General features: G+C 44.4%; 18 protein-coding genes, 1 tRNA gene and 2 rRNA genes. 18 read left to right on the forward strand and 3 right to left on the reverse strand.

Going from position 1 to position 17,629, the window contains the following annotated elements:
- The 3 genes from ABMY42_RS00005 to ABMY42_RS00015 form a co-directional block, all read left to right on the forward strand.
- A 23S ribosomal RNA gene (locus ABMY42_RS00005) occupies window positions 1-99 on the forward strand; the annotation flags it as partial.
- Window positions 100-229: 130 nt separating this feature from the next.
- A 5S ribosomal RNA gene (gene rrf / locus ABMY42_RS00010) occupies window positions 230-346 on the forward strand.
- Between the two features lie 90 nt (window positions 347-436).
- Window positions 437-527, forward strand: a tRNA-Ser gene (locus ABMY42_RS00015).
- A gap of 333 nt (window positions 528-860) precedes the next feature.
- Here the strand turns inward: ABMY42_RS00015 and ABMY42_RS00020 are convergent.
- Together ABMY42_RS00020 and ABMY42_RS00025 are read right to left on the reverse strand one after the other, a co-directional pair.
- Window positions 861-1,217 carry a YibL family ribosome-associated protein gene (locus tag ABMY42_RS00020; RefSeq protein WP_005530256.1) on the reverse strand — a complete coding sequence of 119 codons (357 nt, stop codon included), beginning with the start codon at window positions 1,215-1,217 and terminating at the stop codon, window positions 861-863.
- Window positions 1,218-1,301: 84 nt separating this feature from the next.
- Window positions 1,302-2,297: a 2-hydroxyacid dehydrogenase gene (locus ABMY42_RS00025; RefSeq protein ID WP_009696838.1), complete on the reverse strand. Its 996-nt coding sequence runs from the start codon at window positions 2,295-2,297 to the stop codon at window positions 1,302-1,304.
- 176 nt (window positions 2,298-2,473) lie between these two features.
- On the opposite strand from ABMY42_RS00025, the gene ABMY42_RS00030 reads away from it, so the two are divergent.
- A complete protein-coding gene (locus ABMY42_RS00030) occupies window positions 2,474-2,956 on the forward strand; it encodes a L,D-transpeptidase family protein (RefSeq protein WP_005453241.1) in 483 nt (160 codons plus the stop codon).
- A gap of 20 nt (window positions 2,957-2,976) precedes the next feature.
- Here ABMY42_RS00030 and ABMY42_RS00035 read toward each other — a convergent pair whose 3' ends face one another.
- A complete protein-coding gene (locus tag ABMY42_RS00035) occupies window positions 2,977-3,693 on the reverse strand; it encodes a glycerophosphodiester phosphodiesterase family protein (RefSeq protein WP_005453243.1) in 717 nt (238 codons plus the stop codon).
- 270 nt (window positions 3,694-3,963) lie between these two features.
- Here ABMY42_RS00035 and ABMY42_RS00040 point away from each other — a divergent pair, with 270 nt between their 5' ends.
- From ABMY42_RS00040 to ABMY42_RS00105, 14 genes are all read left to right on the forward strand, one after another.
- On the forward strand, window positions 3,964-4,917 hold the full coding sequence (locus ABMY42_RS00040) for a 4 glycosyl hydrolase (RefSeq protein WP_009702515.1): 954 nt from the start codon (window positions 3,964-3,966) through the stop codon (window positions 4,915-4,917).
- A gap of 161 nt (window positions 4,918-5,078) precedes the next feature.
- Window positions 5,079-5,744 (forward strand): response regulator transcription factor, encoded by a 666-nt coding sequence (locus ABMY42_RS00045; RefSeq protein ID WP_005453247.1) that lies wholly within the window; start codon window positions 5,079-5,081, stop codon window positions 5,742-5,744.
- Window positions 5,744-7,117 carry a sensor histidine kinase gene (locus ABMY42_RS00050; protein ID WP_069687984.1) on the forward strand — a complete coding sequence of 458 codons (1,374 nt, stop codon included), beginning with the start codon at window positions 5,744-5,746 and terminating at the stop codon, window positions 7,115-7,117. Before ABMY42_RS00045 ends, ABMY42_RS00050 begins: the two co-directional genes overlap by 1 nt.
- Window positions 7,118-7,313: 196 nt before the next feature.
- The gene (locus ABMY42_RS00055; protein WP_349265825.1) at window positions 7,314-9,398 is read left to right on the forward strand and encodes a TonB-dependent siderophore receptor; all 2,085 of its coding nucleotides are present in this window, start codon (window positions 7,314-7,316) and stop codon (window positions 9,396-9,398) included.
- A 75-nt stretch (window positions 9,399-9,473) separates the two neighbouring features.
- Window positions 9,474-10,241, forward strand: coding sequence for a DUF3450 domain-containing protein (locus ABMY42_RS00060; RefSeq protein ID WP_349265826.1), 768 nt, complete (start codon window positions 9,474-9,476; stop codon window positions 10,239-10,241).
- Complete coding sequence (locus ABMY42_RS00065; protein WP_009696843.1) at window positions 10,242-11,609, forward strand: MotA/TolQ/ExbB proton channel family protein; 1,368 nt, start codon at window positions 10,242-10,244, stop codon at window positions 11,607-11,609.
- Complete coding sequence (locus tag ABMY42_RS00070; RefSeq protein ID WP_050937919.1) at window positions 11,609-12,163, forward strand: MotA/TolQ/ExbB proton channel family protein; 555 nt, start codon at window positions 11,609-11,611, stop codon at window positions 12,161-12,163. Before ABMY42_RS00065 ends, ABMY42_RS00070 begins: the two co-directional genes overlap by 1 nt.
- A complete protein-coding gene (locus tag ABMY42_RS00075; protein WP_005453262.1) occupies window positions 12,160-12,564 on the forward strand; it encodes a biopolymer transporter ExbD in 405 nt (134 codons plus the stop codon). The genes ABMY42_RS00070 and ABMY42_RS00075 overlap by 4 nt, the downstream gene beginning before the upstream one ends.
- A complete protein-coding gene (locus ABMY42_RS00080) occupies window positions 12,564-13,184 on the forward strand; it encodes an energy transducer TonB (RefSeq protein ID WP_005453264.1) in 621 nt (206 codons plus the stop codon). Before ABMY42_RS00075 ends, ABMY42_RS00080 begins: the two co-directional genes overlap by 1 nt.
- Window positions 13,181-14,353 (forward strand): tetratricopeptide repeat protein, encoded by a 1,173-nt coding sequence (locus ABMY42_RS00085; protein ID WP_069687985.1) that lies wholly within the window; start codon window positions 13,181-13,183, stop codon window positions 14,351-14,353. Before ABMY42_RS00080 ends, ABMY42_RS00085 begins: the two co-directional genes overlap by 4 nt.
- A 212-nt stretch (window positions 14,354-14,565) precedes the next feature.
- Window positions 14,566-15,411, forward strand: a complete 846-nt coding sequence (locus ABMY42_RS00090; protein ID WP_349265827.1) for a CPBP family intramembrane glutamic endopeptidase — start codon at window positions 14,566-14,568, stop codon at window positions 15,409-15,411.
- A gap of 136 nt (window positions 15,412-15,547) precedes the next feature.
- On the forward strand, window positions 15,548-16,177 hold the full coding sequence (locus tag ABMY42_RS00095; protein ID WP_009696845.1) for a PepSY-associated TM helix domain-containing protein: 630 nt from the start codon (window positions 15,548-15,550) through the stop codon (window positions 16,175-16,177).
- Between the two features lie 25 nt (window positions 16,178-16,202).
- Window positions 16,203-16,742: a DUF2271 domain-containing protein gene (locus tag ABMY42_RS00100; protein WP_349265828.1), complete on the forward strand. Its 540-nt coding sequence runs from the start codon at window positions 16,203-16,205 to the stop codon at window positions 16,740-16,742.
- 16 nt (window positions 16,743-16,758) lie between these two features.
- Window positions 16,759-17,589 carry a DUF4198 domain-containing protein gene (locus ABMY42_RS00105; RefSeq protein WP_005453274.1) on the forward strand — a complete coding sequence of 277 codons (831 nt, stop codon included), beginning with the start codon at window positions 16,759-16,761 and terminating at the stop codon, window positions 17,587-17,589.
- The last annotated feature ends 40 nt before the right edge of the window (window positions 17,590-17,629 follow it).

Below are 17,629 nucleotides of genomic sequence, written 5' to 3' on the forward strand. Positions count from 1 at the left end.
CTAAAGGGTTGTTCGAGACTAGAACGTTGATAGGCAGGGTGTGTAAGCGTTGTGAGGCGTTGAGCTAACCTGTACTAATTGCCCGTGAGGCTTAACCATACAACACCCAAGGGGTTTTGATGGACTCGATGTAAGAACATTGAATGTGTGTAAGTAGAACTTAAAATCAGTTTTCCAAGTTTTTTGCCTTCAGTTTTTAGAAAAAGCTGAAAGTAAAAGCAAGAATTTGCTTGGCGACCATAGCGATTTGGACCCACCTGACTTCCATTCCGAACTCAGAAGTGAAACGAATTAGCGCCGATGGTAGTGTGGGGCTTCCCCATGTGAGAGTAGGACATCGCCAGGCTTACTTACTGTTTTTAGATTTTAAAAAATCTAAAGGCAAAACTGAGATTTAGCATTATTTAAGTAAGACTAAATTTTAGTAACAATTTGTGGAGAGATGGCTGAGTGGTTGAAAGCACCGGTCTTGAAAACCGGCATACGTTAATAGCGTATCTAGGGTTCAAATCCCTATCTCTCCGCCACTACATAGGAAGCCCGTTGAGAAATCAACGGGCTTTCGTCATTTCTGACGTTTGAGAATGAGACGGGATTTGTATCAAATTCCTAGTCAGTCGAGCCCTCGGTCTCAGAACGATTAAGAAGTCTCGCTAGAAATAGTGGGGCTTTTGTCGTTTTTAGTATTTGGAAATTAGCTAAAGCTTTGCCATTACGAGAATTTGAAAACGAACAGGTTGCAGTGTCACTCAATATCTATAATGGTGATTTTTCTAAGCTTAACTTTATGAATTTTGCGCACAAAAAAGCCCAAGCTAAGCAGCTTGGGCTTTTTAATATCTGTTGTTTAAAAAGAGTGATTAGAACTCTTTCGGAGCAAAACCTGTCATTACATCTAGGCGCAATTCTTTACCCACTTTTGTTAATGGGTGAACGATAACTAGACCACGAACACGCTTCTTAAGCTTACCAATGTCTGCTTGCTCGGCTTTTGTGATTTCACGAGAAAATGGCATATCAAGCAGGCTCTTACGCTCTTTGTTCAGTTCGTATGTTTGCTTGTGCTTAAGTTGGTTAAGTTTCTTCGTTAGGTCGTCAACTTCATTCGTGAACTTAGTAATCATTTCATGATCACCACGAGAACGTGCCGCATCCAGTTTGCGTTGGCAAGTATCTAAACGGTTGTGCAGCTTTTGAATATCGGTTTTTATGCTCATGGTAATTGGACTCAAATTTTTAATGGTCGAGGAGTATAGCATAGCTGAAATTCAACGCTCTACTATACTGTTCGATCTATTGATTTAGTTGATCAGTTCATTACCTGATGCGTTGCCAGCAAAGAAAGCATCCACGTTATTTAAAGTCACTGAGGCAATGTTGTTTAGTGCTTCGTGAGTCAGGAAGGCTTGGTGTCCAGTGAACAACACGTTGTGACACGCGGATAGACGACGGAACACGTCATCAACAATGACATCGTTTGACTTGTCTTGGAAGAATAGGTCTTTTTCGTTGTCGTAAACATCTAAACCTAGTGCGCCAATTTTGCCTTGTTTCAGTGCTTCAATTGCGGCGACAGAATCAAGCAGTTCACCACGGCTGGTATTAATGATCATCACACCATCTTTCATCTGCGAGAATGCCTTCTCATTCAATAAATGATAGTTCTCTTCGCTCATTGGACAGTGTAGCGAAATGACATCTGCGTTCGCATAGATCTCTTCAAGAGAGCAGTAGCGAGCGCCCATTTCCAATGCTAGAGGGTTTTCATATGGGTCGTAGCAGAGCAGCTCCATGCCTAAACCTTTAAAGATACGCATGGTTGCAATGCCAATCTTGCCTGTACCCACAATGCCAACGGTTTTGCCATGGAAGTTGAAGCCAACCAAGCCTTCCAGGTTGAAGTTTGCATCACGCGTGCGCTGGTAGGCTTTGTGTAGGCGTCGATTTAAACACATCATCATACCGACAGTATGCTCAGCGACAGCTTCTGGGGAATATGCAGGGACGCGCACTACTTGAAGTCCAAGCTCCTTTGCTGCTTCTAAATCGACTTTGTCGAAGCCTGCGCATCGCATCGCGATTAATCTGGTCCCACCAAGAGAAAGCTGTTTAAGTACTGGTGCGGATAAATCATCATTTACAAACGCACATACGACTTCACAGCCCTGAGCCATTTTTGCGGTTTTTGTAGTTAATCTAAAATCATGGTAGTGAAATTCGAAGTCTCGATGGTTTTTAATTTTATTGAAAGACGCTTCGTCGTAGGATTTCGCACTGAAAAAAGCAATGTTGAGCATAATACCCTCTCTATTTGTGCTGAATTTATAAAGTAATCTCCTTATAAAGTAATCCAAGTTAGTCATAATGAGTAGTGAAATTTGCACATATTAAGTTTGCTTTAGTATTACCTTGTGACTAGCATAGTTGCTCTTTTTTATGTTCCCTTAGAATGGGTGAGTTAGGCGTTCTGGCGATGTCAGTAAAATGGTTGTCTTTAATCTTGTGTTGTTCTTTTGTTCCTTTTACACAGGCTGCTGTGGACTTGGTCAAAGTAGACAAATCAAAACGCAGAATGTACCTAATGGACAATGGCGAAGTGGTTAAAGAATATCGGATTGCGTTAGGGGCTAATCCGAAAGGGCACAAGCAGGAAGAAGGGGATAACAGGACTCCAGAAGGTGACTACACTCTAGATTATGTGATTAACGATTCTGCTTTCTATCGCTCTGTCCACATCAGTTATCCAGATGTAATTGATCGCTTGGAAGCGCACCGAAGAGGTGTCTCTCCGGGCGGAGAGATCAAGATTCATGGCCTCAAAAATGGCGAGACACAGTCCCCTCAGTTTATCCAGAGCTTTGATTGGACCAATGGGTGTATCGCCATCACCAATGAAGAGATGGATGAGTTTATAAAGCTAGTTAAAATGGGAACGCCAATCACCATTGAGTGGTAATGGAGCGCCTAGTTTCAACCCTATTCTTGAGACATAAAGCGGCTTGGATGGTCGCTGAAGATGCCATCTAGCGCCGGCAAGTGTTTCAACTTGTTTGGGTTATTCACTGTATAGCACATTACCTTATATCCGGCTTGCTGCAGCTTCTTAATTTGACGGGAACGAACCCAGTTAATATTGAGGTTGCAACTGTATGCGTTGACTTCTTCTAACAGTAGCCCGTCTTTACGGGTAAAGAACTCACTTAGCACACCCAATCTGTAGCCTTCACAGTGCTTGTATAGCGCTCTTATCACGTCGTGACTAAAGCTCGACAAAAGGATAAATTCTTTGGTCAATGGTCCTTCAGAAAGGGTTTTAGCGACTATCTTCGCGACATCCTCTGCTGAATGGTGGTCAACTTTCACTTCGATATTAAGATTTAGGTTGTTTTTCGCAGCGAGCCCCAGCAACTCTGACAGCGTCATGATCGATTCATTGCTGAACTCTGTACTGAGCCAACCACCAAAATCTAACGTTTTTAGCTCAGCTAAAGTCATTTGATCAACACGACCTTTGCCGTTGCTGCAGCGGTTTACTGTGTGATCATGACATACCACTAGTACATTGTCTTTGGTGGGTTGTACATCAACTTCAACCCAATCAAGACCCAAATCTATAGCGGCTTGAATACTGACTTTGGTGTTTTCTGGGTACTTGCCTGCCACGCCTCGGTGACCAATCAATAGCGTTGTCATATACGTCTATTCTCAATTAGAAACTGCAAAGAATTGTACTCCTTTTTTGTACCTGCAATAGAGTTTAAATGTATGAAGTGATTAAATGTGGTTATTGATGCATATATAAAGAAGAAATTTCCATCATTTAAACGTCATTAAGTCGAGAAAGGCTAGCTTAGGTAGGTATTCTGGGTAACATAAAGTGATTGGACTTTTATGCTCTTACTGCCCAAGTTTTTAGTGGGAACGCAAAGTGAGGGCATAACTTTTATTATCAGGGAGAGAAGTATGAAAATTGGTGTAATTGGCGCAGGTGCCGTTGGTGTTGGAGTATGTAATTACTTACTGACCATGGGCAGTGTAAGTGAGTTGGTTCTATTGGACCAAAACTTAGAGCGTGCTGAAGGGGAAGTCTTCGATTTCCGTCATACCACTGCACTGACCTTCTCGAAAAACACTCACATCATTCCTACTGACGACTATCTCGATCTTCTCGGCGCTGATATTGTCGTAATCACTGCGGGAGCACAGATTAAGCAAGGTCAGACGCGAATTGATATTGCAGAAATCAATGCCAAGATAGGTGTTGAGATTGCACGTAAAGTCGAACGAGTAGCCCCAAATGCAACCCTCATTGTTGTATCTAACCCTTGTGATATTGTCGCGCACTTTATTGCAACCAATACAGGCTTTGAGAATAGCAAAGTGATCAGTAGTGGCTGCGTGATCGATACTGCGCGCTTGATGAGCATTGTTGCCAATCGCGTGGATTTGGACCCGAAGAACATCTTTGGTTATGTTCTCGGTGAGCATGGTAGCAATTGTTTTACGCCAAAGAGTTTGATTTCAATTGCAGGACAACCTGCAGATTTCTATTGCGATGCCAATAATGTAGAGCGTATCGATGCAGACGAATTGCTCGAAGCCGTTAAGCAAGCTGGGTATGAGATTTTCCGTCGTAAACAAAATACCGTTCATGGGATCGCTGCAAGTGTGTTTCGTATTATTCAGGCAATCAAGATCAATGAACGATCAGTTTTGCCTGTGGGGACCATGATGACGGGTCAATATGGTGTTAATGGCGTGGTATTGAGTTTGCCTACTGTTGTTGGCAAGAAAGGTGCAGAGTCAGTACTCACTCATCCATTTACACAAGAAGAGCTAGATACACTTCATTCGATTAGTATCAACTTACGAGGCATCGTTGAAGATGTCGCCAAAGTAACAGGTTTAAAGTGTTGATTTAAATAATTAAAAAATCAGTATTTCTTGCGATAAAAGCCGACTGAAAAGTGGGCTTTTTTTATGTCCAGTTTTCGTACAGAAACCTTAGAATCTATGGTTGTTTAATCTGCAAATGAGTAATAGAATGCGAACCATTTTTATTTGAGTTGGTATTGGTAATGTCCCGAGTTCTTATCGTAGATGACGATGTTCCGTTGTGTGAATTATTGGAGGCGGTGTTACAAGAAGAGGGTTACACCGTTTCATCTGTCCATTGTGGGGAAAGCGCTTTGCAATACATGGAGAAGACGCCAGTTGACCTTGTTCTTCTCGATGTCATGCTACCAAATCTAAATGGTATGCAAGTTGCGCGTCGTATCTGTCAACGTTTCGCGACGCCGATCCTCATGCTAACGGCATTAAATGATGAGAACTCGATGCTAGATGGCTACCAAGCGGGCGCAGATCAGTACATCGGCAAGCCCTTTAATGTACCTGAATTGTTGATGCGTATTAAAGCAATTCTTCGTCGCGTAGGATTAGAACGTCAAAGACAAGCTATGTGCTGCACAGTACAAAGTATCAGTGATCAGCTGAACAGTTTGCCGCTGACAGGTACTGAAGCAGAGTTACTTTGCTATTTGGTAAAAAACCAAGGCGTTGTGATTTCTAAAGCCGAATTGCAAACCGAGGTTTTGAAGAAAGAGCTAAGTCCGTTTGATCGCAACTTAGACATGCACATCAGTAATATTCGTCGTAAATTGGTGGAAGCGGGATTGTCCAAACAGCACATTAAAACGTTTCGTGGAAAAGGTTATAGCTACCTAGAGGCTGTGACGAATTAATGAAATTTGTGTGCCCATCCTATATAGCCAAGCGTCGAGATAGTCTGGCTTTTAAGCTATTTACTTACATGACGGCGATCGTCATCAGTATCCTTGCTGTACAAGCTGTCGCTGAGCAAGCCTTAGTAAAAGCAATGCTAAAAGTACCAGCGAGCGTAAAAGCAGAAATGTTGGACTTAGCGCATCAAGCCAATGTTTTGATCGAAGACGGAGATATGGATGAGCTTGCGGATTGGGCGAATGCGCAACACTTTTACTTATTCGTGTTAGACGAAAATCAACACCCACTTACCCATCGCTTGATGCACCCTCATTTTGAGTTCAAACTGAAGTTTAAAAGACGTTTAGATGAACAACTAGAAGGCAGAGTTAGTCGCCCAATTTTCAGTATTCCTCTTGTGGGCAACAACAGTTTGGTCATCCAACTGCCTCATCGTTTACACCCAGCTCATGACTTTATTCTCTACTTTTCGATACTGAAAGTTGTGATTGCAGCGGTCATTCTGGCGCTGTTTTCTCTATTAATGGCAAGGAACTTACAGCAACCTTTAGACCGACTTCGTGAGGCGAGTAAGAGGCTATCAAATGGTGATTTTACTGTCAGTGTGGTTGATGAACTGAAATCAAACACACGAGAATTTAATGAACTGGCGCAAGACTTCGATTATATGACCAAGGAGATCCACTCTTTGGCTGAGAAACAGCGTCGATTAATACGTGATGTTTCACATGAACTTCGTACACCATTGGCGCGACAGAACTTGGTGTTACATCTGTTGCGAAAGCGTGTGGGTGAGAGTGAGCAAAGCCTTGTCACTCGCATGGAAGAAGAAGCAAATGAACTTAATCACTTGATTGGTGAGATACTCGAAATCAGCCGATTGGAGAACGCTCGCTACGATACTGAGATGAAACGTAGCGACTTAGAAGTTCTGCTTGCTCCTCAGGTTGAGCGTTGCAAGATCGACCTAAAAGCTCAACAATCTCTTACTTTTAAATCGGACGCGACAAGGACAAAAGCCCAGTGTGACGACACTTTAGTCGTGCGCTGTTTGAACAACTTGATTGGTAACGCGATCAAGTATGCGGGCGACTCTGCGCAGATTAATGTGTGCTTAACAAATAAATCCACCGATAAGCACCACTACTTAGCTGTGACCATTGCTGATAATGGTCTGGGTATTCCACAGGATAAATTGTCCGACATCTTTGACCCATTTACTCGATTGGATGCTTCCAGAGACAAAAAGCTTGGTGGCTATGGTCTTGGGCTCGCAATAGTAAAAGAATCGATGCGAATGATGGGAGGAAAAGCCATCGCCACAAACCGAGTGGATGGTGGGTTGAGTGTAACATTGTTGTTTAGGCAATAGATCGCTCGCGGCTATTCGTGATTTAGATCACGTTCGAACAAAGTATTACTCTCATGCCCTTTACAAAAGTTTACGAATGCAAAGAATGTAAATTTAATGCAAATGGTAATGGTTATCACTTATATTCTCTCGCAAAATAAGTAGAAGGGAATCACATAGCACCTATGTGTAACCCAACATTTTGGAGTGAATGTGCATGTTTTCTAAAAGCCAACTGGCGTTAGTGATTGGAGCGGTGTTAGCAGCACCTGCCGTGGCGGAAGTTCAAAAAGCGGATGAGCACCTTGTTGTTGAAGGTCGCGAGTTTGGTTACAAAGCAGATACCAATACAACAGCAATGCGTATGGAAATGACGCAACTGGAGACCCCAGGACAAGTTGCTGTGATTGATGAAGCGGTTATTGATGAGCAGCGTGCAAGCACGTTAGGTGAAGTGCTTAAAAATGACGCGAGTGTTAGTGCCGGTGGTACGAGTCGTAACCGTGAGCGTTTCTCATTGCGCGGTTTTGAACTTAGCAGTTCTGACGGCTTTTTACGTGATGGTCGTCAGCACTGGTCACACTACCGTCAGCCAATTGAGCTTTTAGAGCGTGTAGAGATACTTAAAGGTCCATCAGGTCTACTTTACGGCAAATCTGAGCCAGGTGGTCTTGTGAACATGGTTTCTAAGAAGCCAACAACAGAAACACAAGTTAGCTTGAGCCAAGATATTGGTTCAAACGATCACTCACGCACTGTTTTAGATGTGAGTGGTGCACTGAATGAAGAAGAGACATTGCGTGCGCGCGCAATTCTTGCAAAAGAGAGTTACGGCTCTTGGCGTAAGTATGGTGATGGCACAGAGCCACAAACTGACCGAGTTGTCGGTGGTCTGGTTGTTGAATACGACATTACCGAAAACGTGATGGTTTCTGCTCATTATGACAGGACTAAAGATGAAGGCAGTGTGGATTCTGGTGCTTACATTGTAGACGGTAAGCCTGTGCTTGGAGACAAGTATATTTGGGATGCGCAATGGTCGAAGATTGATAACGATGTAGAAAACTACGGTATCGATATTAATGCGCAAGTCGCGGATAACGTAAACGTCAAAGCAGGATACAACCGTCAAGATTTCAAGCGTTTTGATGTGGAGTCTTACCCTAAGTTTGACGACTATGAAGAAAAAAATGTGATTAAGCACAAAGGGAATGATCGTTCAGACAATTGGGTGTTTGATACTGCGTATGTAGACGTTACGACTGACTTCTCTTTGCTTGATACTGATAACACACTTTTAATTGGTGCAAACTACCTAGATTACAGTTATGACCGCTTTATGGCATTCCACCAAGAGTCTAGTGTCCAGCCGGGTCAAACGGTGCCAAAGCCAGGGTATCGTAGCTCGAAAAAATGGCCGACTAGCGAGCATGATACATGGGGTATCTATGCGCAAAATATGATGACAATTAACGATTACTGGCAGGTACTTGCAGGTGTTCGCTACGATGAAAAGCGCAGCGATACATTAACTGAGAGCCAAGTATCACCAAAGCTAGGCGTTATCTTTCATCCTGCGAGTAATGGTTCAATCTATGTTCAGTACTCTGAGAGCTTTATGCCTTTAAGTGTCGTGAGTGACCCAAACTTTACCAACGATGGTGAAGAGCTTGAGGCTGAGCGTGGTATTTCTTATGAAGTGGGTACTAAGTGGGAATTGTTTGATGAGCGTTTATTCTTAACCGGTGCGCTGTTTGACATCACATTAGAAAATGTACGATTAGATATCGTCGATCCTAACGACTCAAAAAAACAGATTGCTACTCAAGATGGTGAGCAAGTGCACCGAGGCGCTGAAATCTTAGCGCAAGGGTTTGTTACAGATAAGCTTTCGTTAACTGCTTCTGCAATGTATCTAGATGCAGAGATTACAGAAAGTGCAAAACTAAAAGGCAATCGCCCAGCTGATGTGCCTGAGCTTTCTGCAAGCGTCTGGTCTAGCTACAAGGTCCAAGACAATACAAATGTAAACTTGGGCGTGATTTATGAGGGTGAGCGCTACGGTGACGCAGCGAACACGTTTAAGAAAGATGGGTATGCGCGTGTTGATATGGGCGTGGCGTACACACACAAGTATGATGAGAACTTAGATATTGTGGCCCGATTCAATGTTGAAAACGTGTTTGATACTGACTACCTAGCAGGTGGCGGTAGTACGAACCCGGACAACTATGATGGTGCAACAAATGTAGTGATAGGCGAAGGTCGAAACTACATGGCAACAATTCAGTTCAAGTACTGATAACAATATGATTTTTAAAGGGGAAGATTGGTCTTCCCCTTTAGTCGTTTTTAGAAAACAGAAAATATAACTCGTATGAATCTAATGAAATCAAGTATCGCTCTGTTGATCTCATCGGTTTTGATTCCCGTTCAAGCGGAAAATCTTAACGATGCACAAGCAGTGCAGAGTAAAACCAATCAAGCATCGGCTGTTAGCCAGAAGCGTATTGATGTAAGTGCAGAGAAATCTTTGACTCTTGAGGCTGAAATAGAGCAGTTACAAGAAGAAGTTGGCAACTTGAAGATTTATCGTGATCACCTATCTAGTTTGGTAGACAGTCAAAACGAAGAAGTGGCTAGTCTGAATGAGCAAATCGAACAAATCGCTCAGACTCGCCAAGGTGTCGTGCCACTGATGTACCACATGCTTGATGGTCTTAAGAGTATCGTCGCTAATGATAAACCGATCCGCAAGGCACAACGTGAAGAGCGTATTGCAAAGCTGGATGCAATGATGACTCGCGCAGACGTCGCAGATGCTGAGAAGTTCCGCCGTATTCTTGAGGCGTACCAAATTGAGATGGACTATGGCTCTAAGATTGGTGTTTACCAAGGCAAGGTAGCATTAGATGGTAATGATCAAGTCGAAGCCGATATCCTTTACCTAGGTCGTGTTTCATTGGTTGCACGTAGCTTATCAGGTGAGCACTTCTGGAGCTGGTCACAGCAACAAAAAGAATGGCAAGCAGTGGGCACTGAGCAAAAAGCGGAACTAGACAAAGCGTTTGCGATGGCGAACAAACAGATTGCACCGAGTATGCTTACTCTGCCAGTGTCTCTTAACGTAGCGGAGGGCAAATAAATGATGAAAAAATGGCTATCGGTTGCGCTGATTTCTTCTGCTGCTCTTCTACCTCACACAACATTCGCTAGTGACGCATTATTGCAGAAAGCACAACAAGAAAATCGTCAACAGCAGTCGCACAATGTGGCTCGTGAATCTGGTTTTAAGAAAACGCAGCAAGAGTTGCAAGCGATGAAAAACCAGCTTGTTGCCGAGCGTGCAGCGTTGCAAGCTGAAGCGGACACCCTGAGTGTTACGTTCAGCGAAAACGAATCGCAGCTTGCCCAACTTGAAGAGAAACTTCGCCTAGAAACAGGCAGCTTAGGTGAGCTTTTTGGCGTAGTTCGTCAAAATGCAAAAGAATTGGAGTCGGAGCTTAAGTACTCTGTAACAGGTGTCGACGCTAACTCATACCAAAAAAACATTGATGATATCGTTGCAGCGAAATCACTGCCGACATTACCTCAACTGCGTGCAATGTGGCGCAGTATGGAAGAGCAAGTCAAAGCAAGTGGTGAGATGGCGAATGTGTCATTCACCTTGTTGGATGGTGAGGGTCGTGAGCAAAATGTTGATGGTGTCCGTCTAGGCTCAATGGCGTTGTTGGACAACGCAGGCTATGTGAAGTGGAATGGTCAGCGTGGTGATGCGGTGAATTATCTGCGTCAGCCTGAAAACGGTCCTACGGCAAGCACATTAAGCTCAGGAGACATTGACTCACTCGTGATTGACCCATCGCGTGGCATTCTCCTTGACCAGTTAGCAAATTCTCCAACCATGGCAGATCGCCTAAACGCAGGTGGCGTGGTGGGTAAGATCATCCTTGGTTTACTCGCTATTGGCTTGATCATCGCGCTGGTTCGTGGTGTGTCATTGATCATCGCTCGTCAAAAGATCGCGAAACAACTTAAGAGCCCAACTCAACCAGAGGATAACCCTCTAGGTCGAATTCTAGCGGTATACCAAAAGGATAAGCACCGTAGTGTTGAAGCGTTAGAGTTGCGTCTATTGGAAGCGGTAGTTGATGAACAAACTCACCTTGAGAAAGGCTTATCGATGCTTAAGCTGCTTGCCGCGCTAGCACCTATGCTGGGTCTGCTTGGTACGGTAACGGGTATGATCGAAACTTTCCAAGTTATTACTCAGTTTGGTAATGGCGATCCAAAAGTCATGGCGGGTGGTATCTCAATGGCACTTGTGACAACTGTCCTTGGTCTTGTGGCTGCGATGCCATTGCTTCTTGCTCATAACGTATTGAGCTCTCAAGCAGAGAACATTCGCAATATTTTAGAAAAACAAGGTATTGGTCTTGTGGCAGAGCAAGCTGAACGTGATATGCCAAAGGGTAAAAATGCCTCTAACACGGTAGCGGAGAACGCAGCGTAATGGAGCAGATCCTACTCAACACATTGGGTTTGATCAGTGAGGATTGGGTCTCGACCTTGGCGAGCTTTATGCAGCAAGGTGGGCAGATCCTATGGTGGCTGGCTGCCGTTGTAGCGGTATGCTGGCTGCTGGTTATGGAGCGTGTTCTTTATCTGACAACGGAATTTCCGAAGGTGAAGAGACAGCTTTGTGAACAGTGGCTAGCAAGAGCAGACCACCACTCTTGGTACGCGCATCAAATCCGCGAAGGATGGATTGCAAAGGCACAAATTGAACTGCGCCAAAACCTATCAACCATCAAAGTATTGGTTGCAATTTGCCCAATGCTAGGTTTGTTAGGCACGGTAACGGGCATGATCACGGTTTTTGACGTGATGGCGACACAAGGCAGTAGCAATCCGAAATTGATGGCTTCCGGTATTTCACTTGCAACACTACCTACAATGGCAGGTATGGTTGCAGCACTTGCAGGTATGTTTGTACATGCTCGTTTAAGCAAAGTGTGTGAACGCAAAGCCCTCCAGTTAGAACAATCTTTAAGGAGTCAGAAGTGAGACTCGGACGTAGACCAAATCAACAAGATGAAGCCCAGATCGATTTAACCTCGATGCTGGATATCGTATTCATCATGTTGATCTTCTTCATTGTGACTAGCTCATTTGTACGTGAGTCAGGTGTAGAAGTTAATCGCCCACAAGCTTCCAATGTGGTCAGTCAAAAAGACGCAGGCATCTTTATCGCCGTGACGGCAGCAAATGATGTCTACATCGATAAACGTTTAGTGGATATTGAGCGTGTTGAAGCCACCATTGAGCACTTACTGCTGGAGCAACCAGACGCAGCGCTTGTAATTCAAGCGGATGAGCATGCTTACAATGGCACGGTTGTGAAAGTCATGGATGCCGCGAAAGGCGCTGGTGTGAAGAACATTGCTTTGGCGGCGGAGAAACCTTAATGAAAAGGCTATTACTCGCGCTACCCGTGTCAGTTTTGATTGCGGTGAGCTTGTTTAGCTTTATGGCGTGGATGGTCGATAAAGGCAATCAGCGAGCACCAAAGCCCTCTGAAGCGGTGCGCTTTGATATGGTTATGATCGAGAATGATGCGGATGTTCAGCGTCGTCAACGCTCGGTTCCTGAACAACCAGAGCCACCAAAAGCGCCAGAGCCGATGGATTTGTCTCAGGCTCAAACGCAAGTTGAGCCGATGAGTCAAGTGACGCCAATCAGTGCATTGGGCTTGAACACTTCTCTTGATGGTATTGCTATTAGTGCCCCAAACTTGAAAGGCACTATGGGTAATCAGCAAGCGATCCCTTTGTATAGCCCAGAGCCACGCTATCCAAGTAAGGCACTGAAACGCAAAATCGAAGGTTACGTGATGCTACGTTTTACTATTGATGCTGCGGGGCGTCCAAAGGATATCGAAGTGCTTGATGCCAAGCCAAAACGTATGTTTGAGAAAGAAGCGATTCGAGCATTGAAGAAGTCGAAGTATCAGCCGAAGGTTGAAAACGGTGTCTCAATTGAGCAGTACGGGCAAACCCGAAAAGTGGAGTTCAATTTAGCCAAATGATGAAGAAATTCTTAATCGGTGCAGTATTGAGCCTATGCGCTTTTACGACGACTGCCAATGAACTGAGTCAATACACCGCGACTCGTGTTCAACGTGCGCATAATTTGGTTCAAGACGAAAAGTTGCAAGAAGCCATTTCAACGCTTGAAGCATTAGAGTTATCGCGCGGTTATGATCGTGCATTTGTCGCGCGTATGCTTGGGATTTTGTACTGGCAAAATGAGCAAGTGAAGTCGGCTATCAAGCAGCTAGAGATTGCGGTTAATAGCGGTCTCTTAGACGATGATCAAGCTTGGCAAACGCGCAAGATGTTAGCGGATATGTTGCTTAACGAGCAGCAATTTTCAAAGGCATTACCTCACTACTACGACTTAAGTAAATCTGTTCCTGAAACTCAGAAGGCATATGAGATTTGGTTGCGTATCGCTCAGTCTCACTACCAGTTGAGTCAATGGAACAAAGTCTTGTCTGCGATGGGGCGCTATGAAAAGTTTGGTCAGCCAGACGAAATTGGTCCTTTGTCTATCAAGTTGTCAGCCGAACTTGAGCTGCAAAAATGGAAGCCAGCCATCGTTACGATTAAGCGTTTGATTGCGATTGAACCTGAGCGTGTGGAGTGGTGGCGTCAGCTAGCTGCGCTCTATCTTCGTGTTGATGATAACAAACGCGCTCTTGATGCATTGGCGCTTGCAAAACTAAAGGGTGTCGCGCTTAGTCAAGACGATTTACGACTTCTTGCTCAGTTATATGGTGCGCGTGGTATTCCAGAGCGAGCAGCTTTGGTGCTAGAAGAGGTGAAAGACATCAACTCAGACAGCAAGTTAAAAGCGCAGCAAGCGACATATTGGCAAATAGCAAAAGAGTGGGACAAATCGATTGAGAGTTGGCATGTCGCGGCTCAATTGGACAGAAAATATAACTGGAACTTGTCCCAGTTATTAGTGCAAGAAGGTCATTACAAAGAAGCGTTAGCGACGTTGGATAAAGTGACTGGTCGTAAGGCTGATGTGGCACTGGTGAAAGCCCGAGCTTACTACAAGTTGAAACGCTTTGAGGATGCGCTTGCAAATGCGAAACGTGCCAATGAAATTAAGCCTTCAACTCAAGCTGAGAGTTGGGTGAAGTACCTAACGCAATTGCGCAAAGCCAAAGCAAGCCAGAATAGTTAATGCGTATTTCATAGCATCGAAAGACCCGAGTTAGATCTCGGGTCTTTTTGTTTTTATAGAAGTGAGCAGGTTCGATTTCTTTTAATCGCTGCTGCGTCTACAAACTAAGTCATTCTCGTTGCAGCAAATATCTCGAGGTTACTTGGGGACAAGGTTATATTACAACTACCCAGCACTAAGACTGGACCGTCAGTTTTTATAAGGATAAATACATGATTCTTGATTCTGCCATTTTGATTTGGCTACCGCTTGTATTAGCAATTGGCGCGGCATTTGCTCGGCAACAAAGGGCAGCCTTCGCATTGCTTGGACTTACACTGCTAGGTGCATTTGTTTTTGATCGAATTGAGCTCATCGCGCTGATCAGTTCGTTGGTTGTTCTTGGAGTCTCATACCGGTTGCCGATGCTGGCATTGAATCCAAAGATGAAACCTATTTACTACCTAGGGTGGGGGATTGTCGTCCTTTGGTGTGTGATGCTTTTTGTCCATTTGATCCCTGGCTTTAATAATCTGCAAGTTCTCGACAAGGTATCCGCGGGACCACAGAGTGCGCCATTCTCAATGTATCTTAATCTGGACAAGCCACTTGCCTTCTTTGCTCTCCTTCTTGCCCATCCTATGCTGCTTGGCGGTGAGTCAAAAATAAGAATAAAGCCTGCGCTGCTGGTGATGATACCCCTGCTTTCACTATTGCCAGTTGCCGTTATGCTTGGTGCTCTAAAACCGGAGTTTAATTTGCCGTCATGGTGGTGGCTGTTTGCTTTGAATAACCTCGTATTAACTTGTGTTGCAGAAGAGGCTTTATTCCGCGGGTTTATCCAGCAGTCATTATCTCGTCGTTTTGATTGGCGATTGGGTTTGGTGGTGGCAAGCATTTTGTTTGGTTTAGCTCATTTTGCAGGCGGTCCACTGTTGATGGTATTTGCTGGACTTGCGGGGATAGGGTACGGTCTTGCTTTCCACTTCACTGGGCGCCTATGGTGTGCTGTGTTAGCCCATTTTGTGTTCAACTTCTGTCACTTGGTTTTCTTTACTTACCCAACCTTAGCTCGATAAGATTTTCCTATAGGCTCTTGCCTCCATGTGCGGGAGCCTTTCTATTCTATCAAACGTAAACAATGTAAATTAAATGCCAATAAGAATGATTATCACCTAAATTAAGCCCTCATTTATTGGTGATGATTGTTTTTTTATGTTGCTCAAAAGCAAAGGCGTCCAAACTTGGGCTCGCCGTCTGCACATTTACGTTTCCATGGCTCTTTTATTGGTGACCTTGTTCTTTGCCTTAACGGGCATCACCTTGAACAGACCAACATTGTTTGAGCGCAGTGAGCCAATCATTCAACAACACACACTCACGATCCCTTCAAAGCAACTTTTTGCAACTGAAGGCAGCTTCCAACCCAATCGTTCGGCTCTATTGAACTTCCTAACTCAAGAAACCCATTTGCGCGGCACTCCTTCGGCTTTGGATGTTTATACCGAAATCGAAGATGGAGAGTTAGTGATTGGCGAGCTTTCTTTGGATTTTAAAGGTCCGGGTTATAACGCTACCGTTTTTGTCGATATGACCACGGGAGAGGCTGAAGTTGAAACAACGAATTACGGCATTGTCGCGCTACTGAATGATCTGCACAAAGGTCGCAATAGTGGCGATGCTTGGAAGTGGTTCATTGATATCACTGCATTATTGATGGTGTTCTTTGTTCTAACCGGAGTGTGTTTGCTACTACCAAAGAAAAAGACTTTAAGAACGTCGATGCAGTGGATGGCTTTTGGCACCTTGCTGTCGCTCGTTATTTATTTTGTTGCTGTGCCATAACAGCCTCTATTCAGAGAATTCCCCTATGTTAAACACAGACCGATTTTTGCGTCGCAACTCATTAAGCAAACTAACACTTATTGCTGCGCTGATGCCTCTTTCGCTTTTTGCTGCCCCCTTGCCTGATCGTGCCAAAGTCGATTTTGAATTCGAGTTGCCAAAAATTGATACATCAATGTACGCCCGTCCTTATGTAGCAGTATGGATTGAAGATGATAAGCGCAAGCCAGTGAAAACCATCCAGTTATGGGTTGGTAAAGATGAATGGCTAAAAGATCTTCGAAGCTGGTGGCGAAAGGTGGGTCGTTATGACCGCGAATTAGTGGACGCCGTTACGTCTGCTACTCGTCCCGCTGGTCAATACCGTTTTATTTGGGATGGCACCAATGATGAAGGTCTGCGACTCGAACAAGGTACTTACACGTTGCATGTTGAAGTGGTACGCGAGCACGGTGGACGGAACTATTTGCGACAAAAGATGCAACTAGCGGACAGCGAAGTTCGTTATCAAATCAAATCAACCCAAGAGACGGGCATGATTACCGTCAACTACCAAGTTAAGTAATAGAGAAGGAATAACGATGAAAACCAAAATGAAAGCGGTGGCACTAGCAAGTGTAATGGCGATGGGGCTAGCAGCTGCAACAACAGCACAAGCGCACCCTCGTTGGGTTTTGCCTTCTCACTTTACAGTATCAAAAGAAGGTGGTGATTGGCTGACGTTTGATGTGACTGCCTCTCACGGTACGTTTGTTTTTGATAAACCAGCGGGCAGCGATCAAGCATTTGTGATCATGCCGGATGGTCGTTCGGAGCGTCCGAACTTTGTTGTTCGTGGTAAACGTCGTTCGATGTTTGATTTCTACTTTGAAGAAGAAGGCACACACAAGGTCGCGATCAACAACCAACCAAGCTACTACACCCAATACAAAGCGGGTCGCCGCGACACAGTTAAGTGGGCGCGAGCAAGTAAAGCTGATCGCGCAAGTGTTATTCCAGAAAAAGCACGTGATGTTGTTACGCAACTGAGCTATACCCGAGCGGAAAGTTACGTGACGGTGGGGATGCCGACAGAAAAAGCGCTGGAAATTGAAGGCAAGCTGCTAGAGATGAAACCGATCACTCACCCATCAGACATCATTGAAGGCGAAGCGGTGACTTTCCAATTCTTCTTTAATGGTGAGCCTCAACAAGGTGTCACAGCCGAAATTACTCGTGAAGGTACCCTTTACCGAAACCACCAAGAACAAATGGATGTCGTGAGTGATAAAGAAGGCAAAATTACGTTTACTCCAGAGGTGGCTGGTCGCTATTTGATGAAAGCCAACTACAAAGGTGAGCTGAAAAACGATCCTCTCGCAGATAAAGCCAGTGTGAATGTTCATCTAACGTTCGAAACGCAATTAAATTAATCAAGTTTAGGCTCAGTGCTCCACTGAGCCATTTTGGATA

This window comes from Vibrio sp. SSH13-20 (genome assembly GCF_040104475.1).
Taxonomy (GTDB): Bacteria; Pseudomonadota; Gammaproteobacteria; order Enterobacterales; family Vibrionaceae; genus Vibrio; species Vibrio harveyi.